Origin of the sequence: Ensifer sp. ZNC0028 (assembly GCF_000799055.1) — a bacterium.
Taxonomy (GTDB): domain Bacteria; phylum Pseudomonadota; class Alphaproteobacteria; order Rhizobiales; family Rhizobiaceae; genus Ensifer.
Genome location: NZ_JTLA01000005.1, coordinates 59,072 through 76,219 on the forward strand (window position 1 = coordinate 59,072; position 17,148 = coordinate 76,219).

Consider the following 17,148-nt stretch of genomic DNA (forward strand, 5'->3'; position numbering starts at 1 on the left):
AGGCTGGCGCAGGCAGAAGCCGCGCCGTAAATATTTCTGCTAAACTTTCAATGCGTTAATCGCGAACTCGACCAGCTCTTCGGGGCTTGCACGGTTCGATTTGCTCAGACACTGGGCGACCATTTGCGGGTGACAGAGCGTGACAGTCGCAGCCCCGAAACAGCGGGACGCGGCATCGGCGTCCTGGTCGCGGAACTCGCCCGCGGCAATCCCTTCGCGGATGACGTCGGCGAGCAGCGCGTCGATCCGGTCGATATGCTTGTCGATGACGTGCCATTCACGCTCGATGGCAACGATCACCATCTCGTGCACCTTGGTATCGTCGAGCATGAGTTCCACCGTCATGCGGTGCTGGGCATGGACGTAGCGGCGCAGGCGCTCGCTGGCGGTGAGCGGCAATTGGCAGATTTCCTGCGCCTGCTGGTAGCTGGCGGCGAGCATCCGCGCGCAAAGCGCCTGGTGGATCTCGGCCTTCGACGCAAAGAAGCGGTAGATGTTTGCCGGCGACATGCCGAGCTCGCGGGCGATGTCGGCCACGTTGGTCTTGCTGTAGCCGAAATGCCGGAACAGGCCCTCCGCCGCATCGAGGATGCGCGTGATGTTGTCCTGCCGTGTCTGGTCGACGACGATATCGTTGCTCACCGGATCGCTGGCCTTTCGATTTACGACTGACGAATTTTGTATTTCGTCAGTCGTAAATCGAAACGAGGTGTGCGTCAATGGCACAGGCCGGGCAACGCGATCACGTTTGAAGACCAGAATGGCGGCCGCCGGACCGCCGGAAGCCTCCGCGATGCGAGACCGCGATTGATGCAACCCCGGCTGCCGTTGACTCGACACGCTATGGTGGTTACTGGCGACTTAACCGCCGCTTTTTCGGATTTCTCTCAAAGGGTTCAGCCATCAATGGCCACAGGTCTCATCGCCCTCCTCGACGATATCACCGCGATCGCCAAGATGGCTGCCGCCTCGCTCGACGACGTCGCCGCCCAGACGGTGAAGGCCAGCACCAAGGCCGCGGGCGTGGTGATCGACGATGCGGCGGTGACGCCACGCTATGTCGTCGGCCTGACACCGGAGCGGGAGCTGCCGATCATCGCGCGGATCGCCTACGGCTCGCTCAAGAACAAGCTGCTCTTCCTTCTGCCCGGTGCCCTTCTGCTCGGCTACTTCGCCCCCTGGGCGATCACGCCGCTGCTCATGGTCGGTGGCATCTATCTCTGCTACGAGGGCGCCGAGAAGCTTTATGGCGCGCTCTTCCCCCATGCCGCCCATGCGCATGAGGAAACCGTGCTCGGCGCAACCAGCGATCCGGCAGCACTTGAAAACGAGAAGGTTGCCGGCGCCATCCGCACCGACTTCATTCTCTCCGCCGAGATCATGGCGCTGACGCTCTCGACCGTTGCCGACGCCAGCATCTACATGCAGGGCGCGGTTCTGGCCGGCGTCGGCATCCTCATCACGCTTGCCGTCTACGGAGCGGTCGCCCTGATCGTGAAGGCCGACGACGCCGGCGTCGCGCTTGCCAAGAACCCCGTCTCGCTCCTGCGTCCGCTCGGCCGCGGGCTCGTGCTCGGCATGCCGGTCTTCCTCAAGCTGCTCGCCGCCATCGGCACGGCCGCCATGCTCTGGGTCGGCGGCAGCATCCTCGTGCACGGAATGGCGCAGATGGGCCAGGCCGGTCCGGAACATTTGATCCACGACATCTCCGAGCACGTCGCCCTGGCGCTTCAGGTCGCTCCCGGCCTCGTCGGCTGGCTCGCAACCTCGGCGCAGCAGGCCCTGCTCGCCATCGTCGTCGGCGCCGCGACCATCGTCGTCATGGGCAACGTCGTCGCGCCGATCTGGAGCCGGCTGCGACCAGTGCGGGATCAGCGCGGCTGAAATCATCGGCTTGATAGCGCTCTCCCCGCCTGAAGGGCCCAACGCATGGCTAAAGACAACAGCGGCTACCGCCCCGCAGGAACGCACCTGCTGCTCGATTTCTGGGGGGCGACCGGGCTCGATGACGCCATCGGCATCGACCAGGCCCTGCGGGAGGCTGCCGATGCCTGCGGCGCGACCCTGCTCGACGTGCGCTTGCACGAGTTCGGCGGCGAGGGCGGCGTGACGGGCGTCGCCTTGCTCGCGGAATCGCATATCAGCATCCACACCTGGCCGGAGACCGGATACGCCGCGCTCGACGTTTTCGTGTGCGGCGGCTGCGATCCAAGGGATGCCATCGCGCCGCTCAAGCGACGTTTCAACCCGACGGATATCAAGATCACCGCGGTCGCCAGAGGTTCCGAGCCACTTCTTTCAGCCGAGAGTTGCATCGCATCTTGAACGACGACGCGAAGCCGCATAAGCCTCTCCCGGCATTTTCACAGCCTACGATCTAACGGGCCTTCCATGGACTTCAGGAATTTCGTTTTCGACGATGTCGCGCGGGCGCCGGCATTCGCCCTTCTCTATCTCGTTCTGTTCCTGCTTTCGAAATGGCTGAAGGGCATGCTCAGGCCCTATGACATCGATCACGAGCTGGCTTCGAAGGACAACCAGGCGATCGCGATCGCGACCAGCGGCTACTATCTCGCGACAGCCGTCATCTATTGCGCTGCACTCGTCGGCCCCTCAAACGGTCTGACGCAGGACCTGCTTTCCGTCGGCGGCTATGCATTGCTCGGCCTTGTCATGCTGAACCTCAGCGGCTGGATCGTCGATGCGGCGATCCTGCGAAAGTTCAGCGACACCGAACAGCTCGTCCACGAGAAGAACACGGGCGTCGGAGCGGTCCATTTCGGCGTCTACTTTGCCACCGGCCTGATTGCGGCGGGCGCGATATCGGGCGAAGGCGGCGGCGTTGTGTCCGCCGTCGTTTTCTTCGTGCTCGGGCAGGTTTCCCTGTTCGTCTTCGCCTTTGTCTACGAGAAGCTTTCGCCCTACGACATCCACGACGAACTGCTGCGCAAGAATTCCGCAGCAGGCATCGCCTTTTGCGGCCACGCGATCGCGCTCGCGATCATCGTGATGAACGCTTCGGCCGGCAACTTCAGCGACTGGAAGAGTGACCTGCTGCAATTCGCGACCGCGAACCTGATCGCCTTCATCTTCCTGCCGGTCATCCGCGTGGCGATCGACCGGTCGATCATCCCTGGCCAGTCGCTGGCGCGGGAAATCCGCGACGATGGCAACATCGGCGCCGGGATCCTCGAGGCGTCCAGCGCCATCGCGTTCGCCACCGTTCTCGCATTTCTGTTGTAGGCGGGCGCAAGCGTGGCAGATGCGTATCGCAAGCAAACCACCGGCAGCGGGCCGACCATCGCGGCCGGGCTCGATTACGGCCGGATCGCATCGGTTTACATATGCTTCGGCCTATTGAGCCTGTTCACCGCCTGGGTCTTCAGCTGGGAATCGCAAAAGATCTTCACCGGCCCGGCGAGGATGGCGGCGAGTTCGCCGGCGGCGGTCGAAGCGGACGAAGCGGGCGAACGCGTGCCGACGCAGAATTATGAGCTGATCGGCCCCTTCATGGTCACGCGCGCCAACCAGGTCTTCCGGGTTCAAGTGACGGCCGATGTCCAGGTGAACAGGTGGTCTTTCGTCGAAGTGGAACTGCTCGATGCCGAAAAGGACTACATGCTGTCCTTCGGCCAGGAGCTTTGGCATGAAATCGGAGCCGACAGCGATGGCCCTTGGGAAGAGGCCGACGAAATCTATGAAATGAAGCTCACAATTCCGCAGCCGGGCGCATACTACCTGAACGTCAAGGCACAGGGCCCCGTCCGCGCGAACGTCATCAGGGTGGCTATCAGCCGAAGCTATGGCAGCAGCATCCCACACCTGATCTTCGGCGTCCTCACGCTCTCGATCGGTCTCCTGGTCAACGAAATCGTCAACCGGACGATTATTCGGCTGGCAAAGAGGTTCCGCTCATGACGAACGAGACCAGACGCGTGGTATATGTCACGGCGACGATCCTGGGCACGATCTACATCGCCCTCTTCTATTTCGCGCTCGACGGCTATGGCTATTCCGGCCACGGCGGTTCTAGTTCCGGCTCATCGCGCTGGTACTGGGGCGGCCCTGAAACCTACCACGAGCCAAGCAATCGCGCCGGCAGCCTCGACGGGACCAACCGGCTGGGCGGCGGTCCGGAAAGCGGTAAGTGACCGAGATCCCGGACAATGCGCCCGATGAACGATCGACAGGCAGCTCCAGGCGCTCGCTCACGCTCGTCTTCTGCGCCTTCATCTCCGGGCTGTGCTCGATCATCTACGAATTGTTGATCGCCACCACGGCCTCCTATTTCCTCGGCGACAGCGTGAAGTTCTTCTCGCTGACCATCGGCATCTACATGGCTTCGATGGGGGTCGGGACCTATCTGTCGAAGTATATCGAGCGGGATCTGCTGGTCCGCTTCGTCCAGATCGAACTGGCACTCGCCTTCCTTGGCGGCGTGAGCATTCCGGTTCTCTACTTTGCCTATGCCTGGACGAGCTTCTTCATCCATTTCTACCTGATCTTCACCGTCACCATCGGCGTGCTGATCGGTCTGGAGATCCCGTTCCTCACCCGGCTGATGGAGCGCTACAACCAGCTCAAGGTGAACATCGCCAACATCCTCTCGTTTGATTATTTCGGCGCGCTGATCGCCACCATCTCCTTCCCCTTCTTCCTGCTGCCGTTCTTCGGGGTCTACCAATCGTCGCTGCTCTTCGGCTTCGCCAACATGTCCATCGGCTTTGCGGTGCTCCGGGTCTTTGGTGACGAGATCGGCGAGAGGTCGCGCCCGCTCATGCGGCTGACGCTTGTCCTGACGGTGCTGCTCGCCGCGCTAATCGCACTCTCGCACTACTTCCTCGAACGCTGGGACCAGAGCCTCTACGAAGATCGCATCGTCCATAGCGACCAATCGCGCTACCAGCGCATCGTCCTGACCAAGGATCGGGACGACGTGCGGCTCTATCTCGACGGCAATCTTCAGTTTTCATCGATCGACGAATATCGCTACCACGAGGCGCTCGTCCACATTCCGCTCTCGCTGTCGACCCGGCCAGCCGGCCGTGTGCTTCTGCTCGGCGCCGGCGACGGCCTCGCCGCGAGAGAGCTTTTGAAATATCCCGATGTCCGCGAAGTCGTGCTGGTCGATCTCGACCCGGAGATGATCGACCTCGCCCGGAGCAACCCGCATGTTCTGGCGCTCAACGGCGACGCGCTCGCATCGGACAAGGTCAGGGTCGTTCTCGGCGACGCCTTCGGCTTCCTGCAGGAAAATCGCGCGCCCTTCGATTTCATCATCGCCGACCTGCCGGACCCCAACAACAGCGGGCTCGCCAGGCTCTACAGCAAACAATTCTACCGATTGGTCCGCAACAATCTCGTCCCCAGTGGGCTGCTCGTGACCCAGGCGACGAGCCCCTATTTCGCACCAAGGGCCTTTGCGAGCATTGCCAAAACTGTGGAGGCTGCAGGCTTCGCCAATCTCTACCCCTACCACGCCAACGTTCCCTCGTTCGGCGATTGGGGGTTCGTGCTGGCGAGTGACACCGCTCTCGATCCGGCGCGACCGGCACTCAAGGTGGAAACGCGCTATCTCGACGAAGCAAACTTCGCCAAACACTTCCTGTTCGAGAAGGACGTGATCGCAGACGGGGTCGAGGTCAACACGCTCGATCGCCCCGCCTTGCTCGACTATTACCTCGCAGGCTGGCGGAACTATCGATAGCGCTGCCGAAAGCAGCGCTATCGCCACCAGCGACGGGCGCTAGCGCTTGTACTTCACGCCCGGCAGCACGCAGAGCATTTCGTAAAGCAGGTTCGCCGCGGTGATCGCGGTCGTGCCCGTCGTGTCGAAGGGCGGGCTGACCTCGACGAGATCGGCGCCGACGAGGTTGAGGCCGCGGCAGCCGCGGATGATCTCGATCGCCTGGATAATGGTCAGGCCGCCGATCTCCGGCGTGCCGGTGCCCGGCGCATAGGCCGGATCAAGGCTGTCGATGTCGAAGGTCAGGTAGGTCTTGTGGTTGCCGATCTTCGCGCGGATACCTTCGATCAGCGGCACCAGCGACTTGTGCCAGCATTCCTCGGCCGGGACGACCGTGAAGCCCTTGTCGCGCGACCAGTCGAAATCATCCGACGCATAGCCGGTGCCGCGCAGGCCGATCTGGAAGACGAGATTGGGATTGAGGCAGCCGTCCTCATAGGCGCGGCGGAACGGCGTTCCATGCGCGATCTTTTCGCCGAACATCGTGTCGTTGATGTCCGCATGTGCGTCGACATGGATGAGGGCGACAGGCCCGTGCTTTTCGGCGACCGCCTTCAGGATCGGGTAGCTGATCGTGTGATCGCCGCCGAGCGTCAGCGGAATGCAATCGTGCTTCAGGATCTCGCCGATGCCGCGGGTGATGATCTCCATGTTGGCCGGCAGGTTGAAGGTGTTGATGGCGATGTCACCGATATCGGCAACCTGCAGGCTCTCGAAGGGTGCTGCACCCGTCGCCATGTTGTAGGGGCGGATCATCACGGATTCCGCGCGGATCTGGCGTGGTCCGTAGCGGGTGCCGGAGCGGTTGGACGCGCCGATATCCATGGGGATGCCGACGAAGCACGCATCGAGGCCTTCAGCTGACGTCGCCGTCGGGAGGCGCATCATCGTGCCGGGGCCACCGAACCGGGGCATGTCGTTGCCGCCGAGCGGCTGGTTGAATTTTTCGTCCATGGAAGTTCTCCCTTTCTGTCGCCGGAACCCTAGCAGCCATTGGCACCGGAGAAATGCCCTTCGATCGAACGTTACTTCGATCGCGGTCAAACAAACATGCCCGATGCAGCGAAGGCAGGCGTCGATTGCCGTTTACGCCGCCGCCACCTCTCCCGCACCTAGCCAAAGGGAGTGTTGTCCTCCAAGGACCCGCCAATCACTTTGGCGAAAACAAAAATACCGTGTCCTTGGGAGGAACCATGCAAAACTTAACCCGCACCGCCCTGCGCTCCATGTTTGCGGCGTCGCTCGTCGCCCTTGCGGCCTCAACGGCGGCCCACGCGCAGGACAAGCTGTTCATCTACAATTTCTCCGACTACTTCGCCGAAGACACCGTTTCGAACTTCCAGGCGAAGACCGGCGTCGAAACGCGGGTCGACTTTTACGATTCCCTCGAAGTGCTCGAGACCCGGCTGCTTGCTGGCGGCAGCGGCTTCGACGTCGCCTTCCCGAGCGCCACGGTCGGCGAGCGTCTCATCCAGTCCGGCGCGCTGAAGCCGATCGACGTCACGGCGCTCAAGAACTACGGCAATCTCGACAAGGACCTCCTCAAGCTTGTCGCCGAGCACGACCCCGAGAACAAATACCTCGTGCCCTATATGTGGCTGACGACGGGGGTCGCCTATAACGCCAAGCTCGTCGCCGAGCGCCTGCCCGATGCGCCCACCAACAGCCTCGACATGTTCTTCAAGCCCGAGGTCGCGGCAAAATTCCAGGACTGCGGCATCGGCATCGTCGACGCCCCGAACGAGGTCATCCCGATCGCGCTCAACTATCTCGGCCTCGATCCCTATTCGACCAAACCGGATGACCTCGACAAGGCGAAGGAGCTCTTGCTCAAGCTTCGTCCCTACATCCGCCATATGCAGAGCGGCCAGCTCGTCGCCGACATGGCATCGGGCCAACTGTGCCTGGCGCTGATGTGGAGTGGCGACGCCGGCATTGCCGCTGCCCGGGCCGAAGAGGCGGAGACCGGCGTTGCGGTCGACTATTCGATCCCGAAGGAAGGCACGATCATCTCCTTCGACACGATGGCGATCCCGGCCGACGCGCCGGATCCGCAACAGGCGCTCGCCTTCATCGACTACATTCTTGAGCCGAAAACGGTCGCCGCGATCAGCAACCATGTCTTCTACGCCAACGCCAATGCGGCGGCGACGGCAGAGGTCGACGCCGGCATCCGCGACAACCCGAACATCTATCCGCCTGCCGAAGTCCGCTCCAAGCTCTTCGTCGACAAGTCGCTGCCACCGCGCCAGACGCGCGAGCGCACCCGCGTCTGGTCCGCATTCCGGGCCGGCCAATAGGCGAACCGTCAACAGCAGGACCAGATCCCGTGCCATCCTATATTTCGATCGAGAACCTGGCGAAGTCCTATGGCGTCGTCACGGCCGTCAACAACATCAACTTGGGCATCGAGAAGGGCGAATTCTTCTCCCTCCTCGGGCCCTCGGGCTGCGGAAAATCGACGCTCCTCAGGATGATCGCCGGCTTCGAGACGCCGACCTCCGGCGCGATCAGGCTGGAAGGGGCCGATGTCACCGACGTGCCGGCGCACAAGCGCCCAACCAACATGATGTTCCAGTCCTATGCGCTGTTTCCGCATCTGACCGTCGGCAAGAACATCGCATTCGGATTGCAACAGGACGGGCTCGACAAGAGCGAGATCCGGAAGCGGATCGACGAGGTGGCGGAAAAGCTGCAACTGACCGCACTTCTCGATCGCAAGCCGGCGCAGCTTTCCGGCGGCCAGCGGCAGCGCGTGGCGCTCGCCCGCGCGCTGGTCAAGCGGCCGAAGGTGCTGCTGCTCGACGAACCCTTGGGCGCGCTCGACAAGAACCTGCGCACGGAAACCCAGCTCGAACTCGTCCGCCTGCAGCGCGAGCTCGGTCTCACCTTCATCATCGTCACCCACGACCAGCACGAGGCGATGACCGTCTCCACCCGCATCGCCATCATGAAGCAGGGACAGGTGCTACAGGTCGGTTCACCTTCTGAAGTCTATGAGGCGCCGCGGTCGCGCTACGTCGCGAAGTTCCTTGGCGAAACCAATGTCTTTGCCGGTGGACGCACGGAGCGGAGCGGCGATGAACTGCGGATCGACAGCGATGAGGCCGGCGGCGGCGTCCGCGCCGCCTTCACCGACCGGGTGGCGCTCGACCGGCCGTTCTGGGTTTCGGTCCGACCCGAACGGGTGGAACTTGCGACTTCGGGCAGCGGCCTTGAAGGCACCGTGGAGCAGCTCACCTACACGGGCGTCGAGCGGCACTATCGCGTGCGGCTGAAGTCAGGCGCGACACTCGACGCGCGTCGGGTCAACCTTGGCACTGAGAGCGATCTCGCGGTCGGCGATCAGGTGTTTGCAAGCTGGCCGCCGCAGGCAAGCCGGCTGCTGGCCGAATAGGAGAGCACCATGACTTCCGTTTCGGCATCGCCCGCAAAAGCGAACTGGGGCAAACGCCTGCTGATCGCCATTCCCTATGCCTGGCTTCTCGTGTTGTTCCTGGCACCCTTCGCACTGGTCGCCGGCATCAGCCTCTCGACCGTGCGGCTCGGCATGCCGCCCTTCGAGCCGCTGACCGCCTGGGACGGATCGATCCTCAATCTCAGGCTCAACTTCGAGAACTTCCTCTACGTTCTCACCGACGACACCTATCTGCTCGCCTATCTAACGAGCCTGAAGATCGCGGCGATTTCGACTGCCGCCATGCTGTTCATCGCTTATCCGCTCGCCTATGGCATCGCCTCCTGCTCGCCCTCCTCCAGATCGCTGCTGGTTTTCCTGGTGATCGTGCCGTTCTGGAGCTCGATGCTGATCCGCGTCTATTCCTGGATGAGCATCCTCAGGAACGACGGCCTGTTGAACATGCTGTTGTTGAAGATCGGCCTCATCAGCGAGCCGCTGCGCATCCTCAACACCGAGACGGCGATCTATATCGGCATCGTCTACACCTACCTGCCCTTCATGGTGCTGCCGATCTATTCGACCTTGAGCAGCGCCGACCGCACCCTGATCGAGGCGGCGCGCGATCTCGGCTGCTCACGCATTTCCGCCTTCTGGCGGGTCACCTTCCCCTTGAGCCTGCCCGGCGTGCTCGCCGGCTGCGCCTTGGTCTTCATCCCCGTCGTCGGCGAATTCGTGATCCCGGATTTGCTCGGCGGGGCCGACACGCAGATGATCGGCCGCGCCATCTGGCTGGAATTCTTCAACAACCGCGACTGGCCGATGGCGGCTGCCGTGACGATCGTGCTGCTCGCCCTTCTGGTCGTGCCGATCGTCTATTTCCAATCGCGCCAATCGCGCGAACAAGGCTGAGGAGCAAGCGATGACCAAACCAAGCTGGTTCAATCGGCTGTCGATCCTGTTCGGCCTCGCCTTCCTGTATCTGCCGATCGTCGTTCTTGTCGTCTACAGCTTCAACGGTTCGAAGCTCGTAACGGTCTGGGGCGGTTTCTCCACCCAATGGTATGCGACCGTTCTCAACAATCCCTCGATCATCGAGGGCGCAAAGGTCAGCTTCCTGGTCGCCGCGATCTCTGCCACCGCCGCCACCCTTCTCGGCACGCTTGCCGCCGTCGTCATGGTGCGGCTGCGTCGCTTCCGTGGGCGGGCACTCCTCAACGGCATGCTGCTTGCGCCGATGGTGATGCCCGAGGTGGTGATGGCCGTCTCGATGCTTCTGATGTTCGTGACGCTCGGGATCGACCGCGGGCCGCTGACGATCACGCTGGCGCATACGACCTTCACGCTCTGCTTTGCGACCGTCGTCTTGCAATCGCGGCTGGTCGAACTCGACCCGTCGCTCGAAGAGGCCGCCCGTGACCTCGGTTGCCCACCGGCGAAAGCCTTCGTCAGCGTCGCCTTACCGAACATGATCCCGGCGCTCGTCTCCGCCTGGCTTTTGTCCTTCACCCTGTCGCTGGACGACCTGGTGATCTCGAGCTTCACCACCGGGCCGGGCGCCTCGACCCTGCCGATGAAGATCTATTCGCAGATCAAGTTCGGCGTGACGCCGGAGATCAACGCGATCTCGACGATCATCCTCGGCATAGTCGTGCTGGGATTGGTGGCAGCCCAACTCGTCTCGCGGCGCTCCGAACAACGGGTAAGCGCCGCTACTTGAGGTATCTCCGGGGAAGAGGGTCTTCTCCGGAATTGCCGACGCAAAGCGCGGGTCAGTGCGGCCTCAGCGCGACACCCGGCGAAAGATAGGTGGCCAGCGGATCCTCAAACGCGTTGCTCGCCGAAGACACGGCGTCGATGAACAGCGAGAACAGCGCCGTCTGCGACGTGATGTCGAGCTTGGCGTAGAGGTTGCGGCGATGCAGCTTGACGGTTGCCGGCGAGATGCCGAGCTTTTCGGCGGCCCCCTTGACCGAGTAGCCGCGAAGGATCATCTGCGCCACCTGGCACTCGCGGTCGGTCAGCAGGCTGCGACCAAAGTTCCTGACCGCCTGCGCCAGCGCGCTTTGCAGCGGCGAGCCGTCGTCGCCCAGACTTTCGGGCCTCAGATCGCGATAGTGCCGAAGCACGGCCATGCTGATGAGCGGGGCGGCACTCTGCAGGAAATCCTGGTCTTCGCCACTGAAAGCCGCATGCGCATGGCGCCGCGCCAGAGAGATTGCGATCTTCGTGTCGGCATCGATACCGATGAAGACGTTGAATTCGTCGTGCAGGCCCGAATGCCGGTAGTAGTCGCGATAATACTGCGACCGGTCGAAGGACGGATCGATCTGCCGCAGGCGGTAAAGCCCGTCATCGCCGTTGTCGAGCGCCAGCCGGTAGAACGGGTCCATCCGGTACGGCCCCTGCAGATAGGCACGGATATCCGACAGCCCCCTGTCCGTGCGCCAGTCGTTGTAAAGGATCTTCGGGGCGGCGTCGCGTCGATAGAGGAGCATCAGGCCGGCATCGATCGCGATGTGCCGCTTGAGCGAATGTGTCAGCCGGTCCTGGAAATCCGAGCGGCCCACCCCCTCCATCAGCGACAGCGCCAGATCGCCCACGCCAGACACCCGCTGCGTCGGCGCGCAGACTTTGATGATCGTATTATCGTTCATGTTGTTCTCCTCTAAGCACAGACTAGGTGAAGGTTCGGTCGGTCGCAAGTAACGGATTTTCACTACGGGATTTCCAAAACTATCTTTTAGCGAACCAAAACAACGTCCTAAGTGGCGGACACCCGGCGGTGCGGGGCCTTGCGGCGCGGGACAGACAGCGTGCCGAGGCCCGAACCTAGCCCTTTGGCGTATTCCGAGCTGCGATCCCGGCGCCTAGAAAAATGATGCAAGCCGCACAGTAGATCCGCGGCCAGCAAGGCGGCACGGGACTGCCGAGACGGCATATTGCTCTCGGCCATCTGGTCGTTCCGCAGAAGAATGAAGCAACGAAACCCTGGCGCGTGGCCGATCGACTTGGCGCTCGTCTTTCTGAACTGGAGTGAACATGTCGAAGGTCATCAAACTCGGGCGCGATGGTGTCGGCCTCAACGCGCTCGAAAAATGCAGCGTCGTGCCGCCGGAGGCGATCCTCTCGGGCTTTGCGGACGAACTCGGCGACGTGCATTTCGAAAGCCCCGACAAGGCCGTCGTCATCGGCACATGGCAGTCGACGCCCTACGCAGAAATGCTCTCCTATCCCGATGGCAACGAATACAGCGTCATCCTCTCGGGCAAGGTTGCGATCACCAACCCGGACGGATCGGTCGAGACCTTTTCAGCCGGCGAAAGCTACATCCTGCCGGCCGGCGTCGAGGTTCGTTTCGAGGTGATCGAAACGATGCGCAAGGTCTACGTCCTCTACACCGCCCCTGCAGCGAAGTGATGTGAGGCGTCCCCATGACCAAGGTGAGAAGCAAAGCTCTTGCAGATGTGACGATGACGCCCTTCTGGCTCGACCGGCCAGATGCGCCTGAGCCGCGAGAGCGCCTGTCGCGACATCTGAAAGCCGACCTGCTCGTCGTCGGCGGCGGTTTTACCGGATTGTGGGGCGCCATCCAGGCAAAGCAGCGCCAGCCCGAGATCGAGGTTGTGCTGATCGAGAAAGGCTCGGTCGCCAACGGCGCTTCGGGCCGGCCGGGCGGCGTGGTTTCTACCTCCGTCATGCACGGGCTTTCGAACGCCGTGCGCATTTTCCCGAAGGACATCGCGGCGCTCGAGAAGCTCGGCCAGGAGAACATGCACGGCTTCCTTGCGACGCTTGAGGAGCATGCGATCGACTGTCATGCCGAGTGGGGCGGGGAGTTGACCGTCGCGGTCGACGATGCTCATATCGAGGCGCTGCACGAGGAGCACGAACTTCACCTCAAATACGGTCATCAGGCGGCCTTCCTCGATCAGAGCGCCGTCCGCGCCGAAATCAATTCACCGCGCTACAAGGCCGGCGTCTGGTCGAAGCATATCTGCGGCACGGTCCACCCTGCCCTGCTCGCCTTCGGGCTGAAGCGGGTCGCGCTCACGCTCGGTGTCCGGATGTTCGAAAACACCGAACTGACCGGTCTCGAAGACCTCGGGGACCGGATGAAGGCGCACACGCCTTCGGGCAGCGTAACCGCGCCGAAAGTGCTGCTCGCCACCAATGCCTTTGCCTCGGGCCACAGGAAGATCAAAAACAGGGTCGTCGCCGTGCGCGACCGGGTGCTTGCGACGGATCCCCTGTCGGCAGACCAGATGGCATCCGTCGGCTGGAGCCATCGCCAGGGCGTCTACGACACGCGCACCCAGATGAACTACATGCGGCTCACCAAAGACAACCGCATCATCTTCGGCGGGCGCCTCGCCTATGCCTTTGCCGGCGATCCGTTTCCATCGGTCGACCGGGAACTCGATACCTATGAGCCGCTGGCTGCAGCGTTCTTCGATACCTTCCCGCAGCTCGAAGGCCTGCGCTTCACCCATGCCTGGAGCGGTCCGATCGATCTCAGCACCCGCATGGCCGTGCATTTCCAGCGCTACCATGACGAAAAGGTCGTCTACGCCGGCGGCTATTCCGGCTTCGGCGTTTCGGCCTCGCGTTTCGGCGCACGCATCGCGCTCGACATTCTCGACGGCTCGAAGACCCCGGAGAGCCGGCTGGATTTCGCCACCAGCCTTCCTAATACGATCCCGCCCGAGCCGTTCCGCTGGCTCGGCGCACAGATCACCATGTATGCGCTCGACACCGCCGACAAGTCCGGCGGCTGGCGCAGGCCGTGGCTGAAAATGGTCTCGGCCATGGGCTTCCCGCTCAGTTGAGCATGTGTTTTCCGGCGCTTTCGGCGGGCAAGCGGAGCCGAAACCTTCGGCTCCGCGGCGGCGTCGCATCCGGCCCGGGCGCAAAGGTGGTAGTAAATCGTTAACCATGATTAGATAGCCAAAGCTACCCATTCCGCTGGCTGATTCGCGAGCGTTCGTAGCACCGGCGGCACCCATGCGACAAACACCGCTCGCGGTTCTTTCCAAACGCCTCGGCCTTTTCACGGCACTAGCTTCCCTTGCCCTCTCGATGCCTGCGCTTGCCCAGTCCGTTTGGACCGGGGGAGCCGACAATGAATTCGGCAACGGTGCGAACTGGGCGCCGGCGCTGCCCGGTGCAAACGACGCAGCGGAGGTCAACACCGGTTCTCCGCAGGTCAACGACAGCCGCACGATCCGCCAGCTCGGCGTCGACGGCGGCAATGTCACCATCTCCAATACCGGCGCGCTGACCGTCAAGAACGGCAGCACGATCAATTCGGGAAGCGTCAGCATCAACGCAGGCGGCGCACTCACCTCCGATGTCGAACTGAACGGCGGCAGCCTGTCGATCGACGGGGACCTCAACGGACGACTGACGCTGAACAACGGCAACGTGTCGGTGAACGGAACCCTGGACAGCGCCAGCGTCGGCAGCGCCACGTCGCTCTCCAACAACGGCCAGGTCGGTGACGTCAACGTCTCGGCCGGGGGTACTTTCGTGAACAACACCGGCGCCGTCGCCGGGGCGACGGTGAATGCCGGTACCGCCTCCAACGCCGGAACCATGGGCTCGCTCACCAACACCCAAGGGAATTTCACCAACAACACCGGCGGCAGCATCACCGGGAAAACGACGGTGTCGGGCGGAACCGTCACCAACAACTTCGTCGTCACCGATGCGGATGTTGCGGCCGCCGCAGCCTTCGTCAACAACAATGGCGCAACGGCGGGCGCGATTACCAACGCCGGCACGGTCTCGAACGCCGGCACCATCGCGTCGGTGCGCAACGACGCCGGAAGCTTCACCAACAATTTCGGCGGCAAAGTAACCGGCGAGACGACGGTCTCTGGCGGCGCCGTTACCAACAATGCGACACTCGGTACGGTGACCGTCGGTGCGAACGGCACCTTCACAAATACCTCGGGGGCGAACGCCGGAGCCGTCACCAACAGCGGGTCCGCGTCGAATGCCGGCACGATCGCCGGACTGACCAACACGGCCGGAAACTTCGCCAACAATGCCGGCGGCACCATCACCGGGAAGACCACGGTTGCAGGCGGCACGGTGACGAACAATTTCGTCGTCACCGACGCCGACGTCGCGGCCGCCGCCGCCTTCGTCAACAATAGCGGCGCCGTCGCCGGCAACGTTACCAACGCCGGCACCCTGTCGAATGCGGGCACCATCGCGTCCGTGCGCAACGATGGCGGATCCTTCACCAACAACGGCAACGGCACGGTGACCGGAAAGACAACCGTTGCCGGCGGCAGCGTCGTCAACAATGCAGCGCTCGCAGACGTCGAGATCGGCGCCAACGGCACGTTCACCAACAACAGCGGCGCGACAGCCGGGGTCGTCTCCAACGCCGGCACCGGGTCGAATGACGGAACCATTGCCTCGCTCGCAAACAGCGGCGGCCTGTTCCAAAACACCGGCACCATCAGCGGCGCGGCAAGCATCACCGGTGGCACGCTCGTCAATCAGGGCACCATCGCCGGGACGGTCCAAATCTTCGACGGCGGTCTCTTGTCCGGCAGCGGCATCGTCGGCGGCCTCACGGTCAATGCCGGCGGCGTGGTCTCGCCAGGCCCGGGCATCGCGGTTGCCACCGTCAACGGCGACCTGACGTTCCGTTCGGGCTCGATCTATCAGGTGGATGTGGATGCGGCGGGGCAATCCGACCGCCTGGCCGTTTCAGGCGCGCTTTCGCTTGAGGGCGGCAGGCTCGCGGTCCTCGCAGGCAGCGGCGTCTATGACCCGTCGACGAGTTACACCATCGTTTCCGCCGGCACGGTCAGCGGCCGATTCGACGCGGTGACCAGTAATCTTGCCTTCCTGTCGCCGACGCTGACCTATGGCGCCACCGGCATCGATCTGACGCTCGACCGCAACGACGTTGCCTTCGCCGACCTTGCAGAAACCGCCAACGGGCGCGCAACGGCAAGCGCCGTCGAAGCGTTGGGCGTCACGAACCCGCTCACGCTGGCCGTGCTCTCGCTGGACGATGCAACGGCCGCAAGCGCCTTTTCCCAGCTGAGCGGAGAGGTCCACGCCTCGGTCAAGAGCGCGCTGATGTGGGACAGCCGCTTTCCGCGGGACGCCATTCTGGAGCGCGCGAGCTCCGCCGTCTCGACCCTTCAGGAAACCGAGGACGCCATCTTCTGGACGTCGGGTTTTGCAGGCACGGGCCATTTGTCCGGTGACGGCAACGCCGCCGCTATCGATAGCCGTACGGCAGGTGTTCTCGTCGGCGCCGATATGGCGGTTTCCGACGATTGGCGCCTCGGCGGGATCCTCGGCTATAGCCATCTCACCGTTCAACCACAGGCGCGCGTCGACGCCTACCATGCCGGCCTCTACGGATATGGGAACATCGGGGCGCTGAACCTTGCAGGCGGCGCGATCTATAGCCACAACGAAGTCTCGTCCAAGCGCGACCTCGCCTTCGGCTCGTTCGCCGATCACCTGACCGCCGACTACGACAACACCGTTGCACAGGTTTTCGCCGACCTTTCCTTCACGCTGAGTGCGGACGACATCAGGCTGCAGCCGTTCGCAAACCTGGCCTATGTCTATCTGGATACGGATGCGTTCCAGGAAAACGGTGGTTCGGCAGCGCTATCGGCAGAGGGCGCCACGGACGACGCCATGCTCACGACCATCGGCCTGCGCTGGTGGGCGGTTCTGCCGGTAGACCAGATGCCAGTTTCCGCCTCCGGCATGCTCGGATGGCGCCATGCGGAAGGCGACCTTTCACCGTCCGCACGCCTCGCCTTTGCCGGTGGCAGCCCGTTTACCATCGCGGGCGTTCCCATCGCGCGCGATGCGCTGGTGGTGGAAGCGGGCATTTCCGCCCGGCTCTCCCAATCAGCCCGGTTGGCAATCACCTATCTCGGCGAATTCGGCGACGGCGCGCGGTCGAGCGCCGGCCGCGCAAACCTGATCGTCGATTTCTAAATCGCATGTCTACCAA

16 protein-coding genes are annotated in these 17,148 nt (G+C 63.0%); 13 read left to right on the forward strand and 3 right to left on the reverse strand.

Annotation, left to right across the window (positions count from 1 at the left end; translation table 11 throughout):
* Positions 1-39: 39 nt before the first annotated feature.
* The gene (locus tag L981_RS01400) at positions 40-642 is read right to left on the reverse strand and encodes a TetR family transcriptional regulator (protein WP_043611063.1); all 603 of its coding nucleotides are present in this window, start codon (positions 640-642) and stop codon (positions 40-42) included.
* Between the two features lie 264 nt (positions 643-906).
* Here L981_RS01400 and L981_RS01405 point away from each other — a divergent pair, with 264 nt between their 5' ends.
* From L981_RS01405 to L981_RS01430, 6 genes are all read left to right on the forward strand, one after another.
* Positions 907-1,884, forward strand: coding sequence for a DUF808 domain-containing protein (locus L981_RS01405; RefSeq protein ID WP_043611065.1), 978 nt, complete (start codon positions 907-909; stop codon positions 1,882-1,884).
* A 45-nt stretch (positions 1,885-1,929) separates the two neighbouring features.
* Complete coding sequence (speD, locus tag L981_RS01410; RefSeq protein ID WP_052201522.1) at positions 1,930-2,325, forward strand: adenosylmethionine decarboxylase; 396 nt, start codon at positions 1,930-1,932, stop codon at positions 2,323-2,325.
* Between the two features lie 66 nt (positions 2,326-2,391).
* On the forward strand, positions 2,392-3,243 hold the full coding sequence (locus L981_RS01415) for a DUF350 domain-containing protein (RefSeq protein ID WP_043611066.1): 852 nt from the start codon (positions 2,392-2,394) through the stop codon (positions 3,241-3,243).
* Positions 3,244-3,255: 12 nt separating this feature from the next.
* Entirely contained in the window at positions 3,256-3,918 is a 663-nt protein-coding gene (locus tag L981_RS01420) for a hypothetical protein (protein ID WP_043611068.1), read from the forward strand.
* A complete protein-coding gene (locus tag L981_RS01425; RefSeq protein ID WP_043611070.1) occupies positions 3,915-4,151 on the forward strand; it encodes a hypothetical protein in 237 nt (78 codons plus the stop codon). Before L981_RS01420 ends, L981_RS01425 begins: the two co-directional genes overlap by 4 nt.
* A complete protein-coding gene (locus tag L981_RS01430; protein ID WP_043611072.1) occupies positions 4,148-5,707 on the forward strand; it encodes a polyamine aminopropyltransferase in 1,560 nt (519 codons plus the stop codon). The genes L981_RS01425 and L981_RS01430 overlap by 4 nt, the downstream gene beginning before the upstream one ends.
* Before the next feature lie 39 nt (positions 5,708-5,746).
* Here L981_RS01430 and speB read toward each other — a convergent pair whose 3' ends face one another.
* Positions 5,747-6,700 carry an agmatinase gene (gene speB, locus L981_RS01435; protein ID WP_043611074.1) on the reverse strand — a complete coding sequence of 318 codons (954 nt, stop codon included), beginning with the start codon at positions 6,698-6,700 and terminating at the stop codon, positions 5,747-5,749.
* Between the two features lie 239 nt (positions 6,701-6,939).
* On the opposite strand from speB, the gene L981_RS01440 reads away from it, so the two are divergent.
* From L981_RS01440 to L981_RS01455, 4 genes are read left to right on the forward strand one after another with little or no spacing between them, the layout of a single operon-like run.
* Entirely contained in the window at positions 6,940-8,046 is a 1,107-nt protein-coding gene (locus L981_RS01440) for an extracellular solute-binding protein (protein ID WP_043611077.1), read from the forward strand.
* A gap of 29 nt (positions 8,047-8,075) precedes the next feature.
* Complete coding sequence (locus L981_RS01445) at positions 8,076-9,143, forward strand: ABC transporter ATP-binding protein (RefSeq protein WP_245281552.1); 1,068 nt, start codon at positions 8,076-8,078, stop codon at positions 9,141-9,143.
* Positions 9,144-9,152: 9 nt separating this feature from the next.
* Positions 9,153-10,055 (forward strand): ABC transporter permease subunit, encoded by a 903-nt coding sequence (locus tag L981_RS01450; protein WP_052201523.1) that lies wholly within the window; start codon positions 9,153-9,155, stop codon positions 10,053-10,055.
* 10 nt (positions 10,056-10,065) lie between these two features.
* Positions 10,066-10,863, forward strand: a complete 798-nt coding sequence (locus tag L981_RS01455) for an ABC transporter permease (RefSeq protein WP_043611081.1) — start codon at positions 10,066-10,068, stop codon at positions 10,861-10,863.
* A gap of 52 nt (positions 10,864-10,915) precedes the next feature.
* Here L981_RS01455 and L981_RS01460 read toward each other — a convergent pair whose 3' ends face one another.
* The gene (locus L981_RS01460) at positions 10,916-11,800 is read right to left on the reverse strand and encodes a LuxR C-terminal-related transcriptional regulator (protein ID WP_052201524.1); all 885 of its coding nucleotides are present in this window, start codon (positions 11,798-11,800) and stop codon (positions 10,916-10,918) included.
* A 385-nt stretch (positions 11,801-12,185) separates the two neighbouring features.
* On the opposite strand from L981_RS01460, the gene L981_RS33160 reads away from it, so the two are divergent.
* The 3 genes from L981_RS33160 (at position 12,186) to L981_RS01475 (ending at position 17,132) form a co-directional block, all read left to right on the forward strand.
* Complete coding sequence (locus L981_RS33160) at positions 12,186-12,563, forward strand: cupin domain-containing protein (protein ID WP_052201525.1); 378 nt, start codon at positions 12,186-12,188, stop codon at positions 12,561-12,563.
* Between the two features lie 14 nt (positions 12,564-12,577).
* Complete coding sequence (locus tag L981_RS01470; protein WP_043611082.1) at positions 12,578-13,972, forward strand: FAD-binding oxidoreductase; 1,395 nt, start codon at positions 12,578-12,580, stop codon at positions 13,970-13,972.
* 175 nt (positions 13,973-14,147) lie between these two features.
* Positions 14,148-17,132, forward strand: coding sequence for an autotransporter domain-containing protein (locus L981_RS01475; RefSeq protein ID WP_043611084.1), 2,985 nt, complete (start codon positions 14,148-14,150; stop codon positions 17,130-17,132).
* Positions 17,133-17,148: the final 16 nt, after the last annotated feature.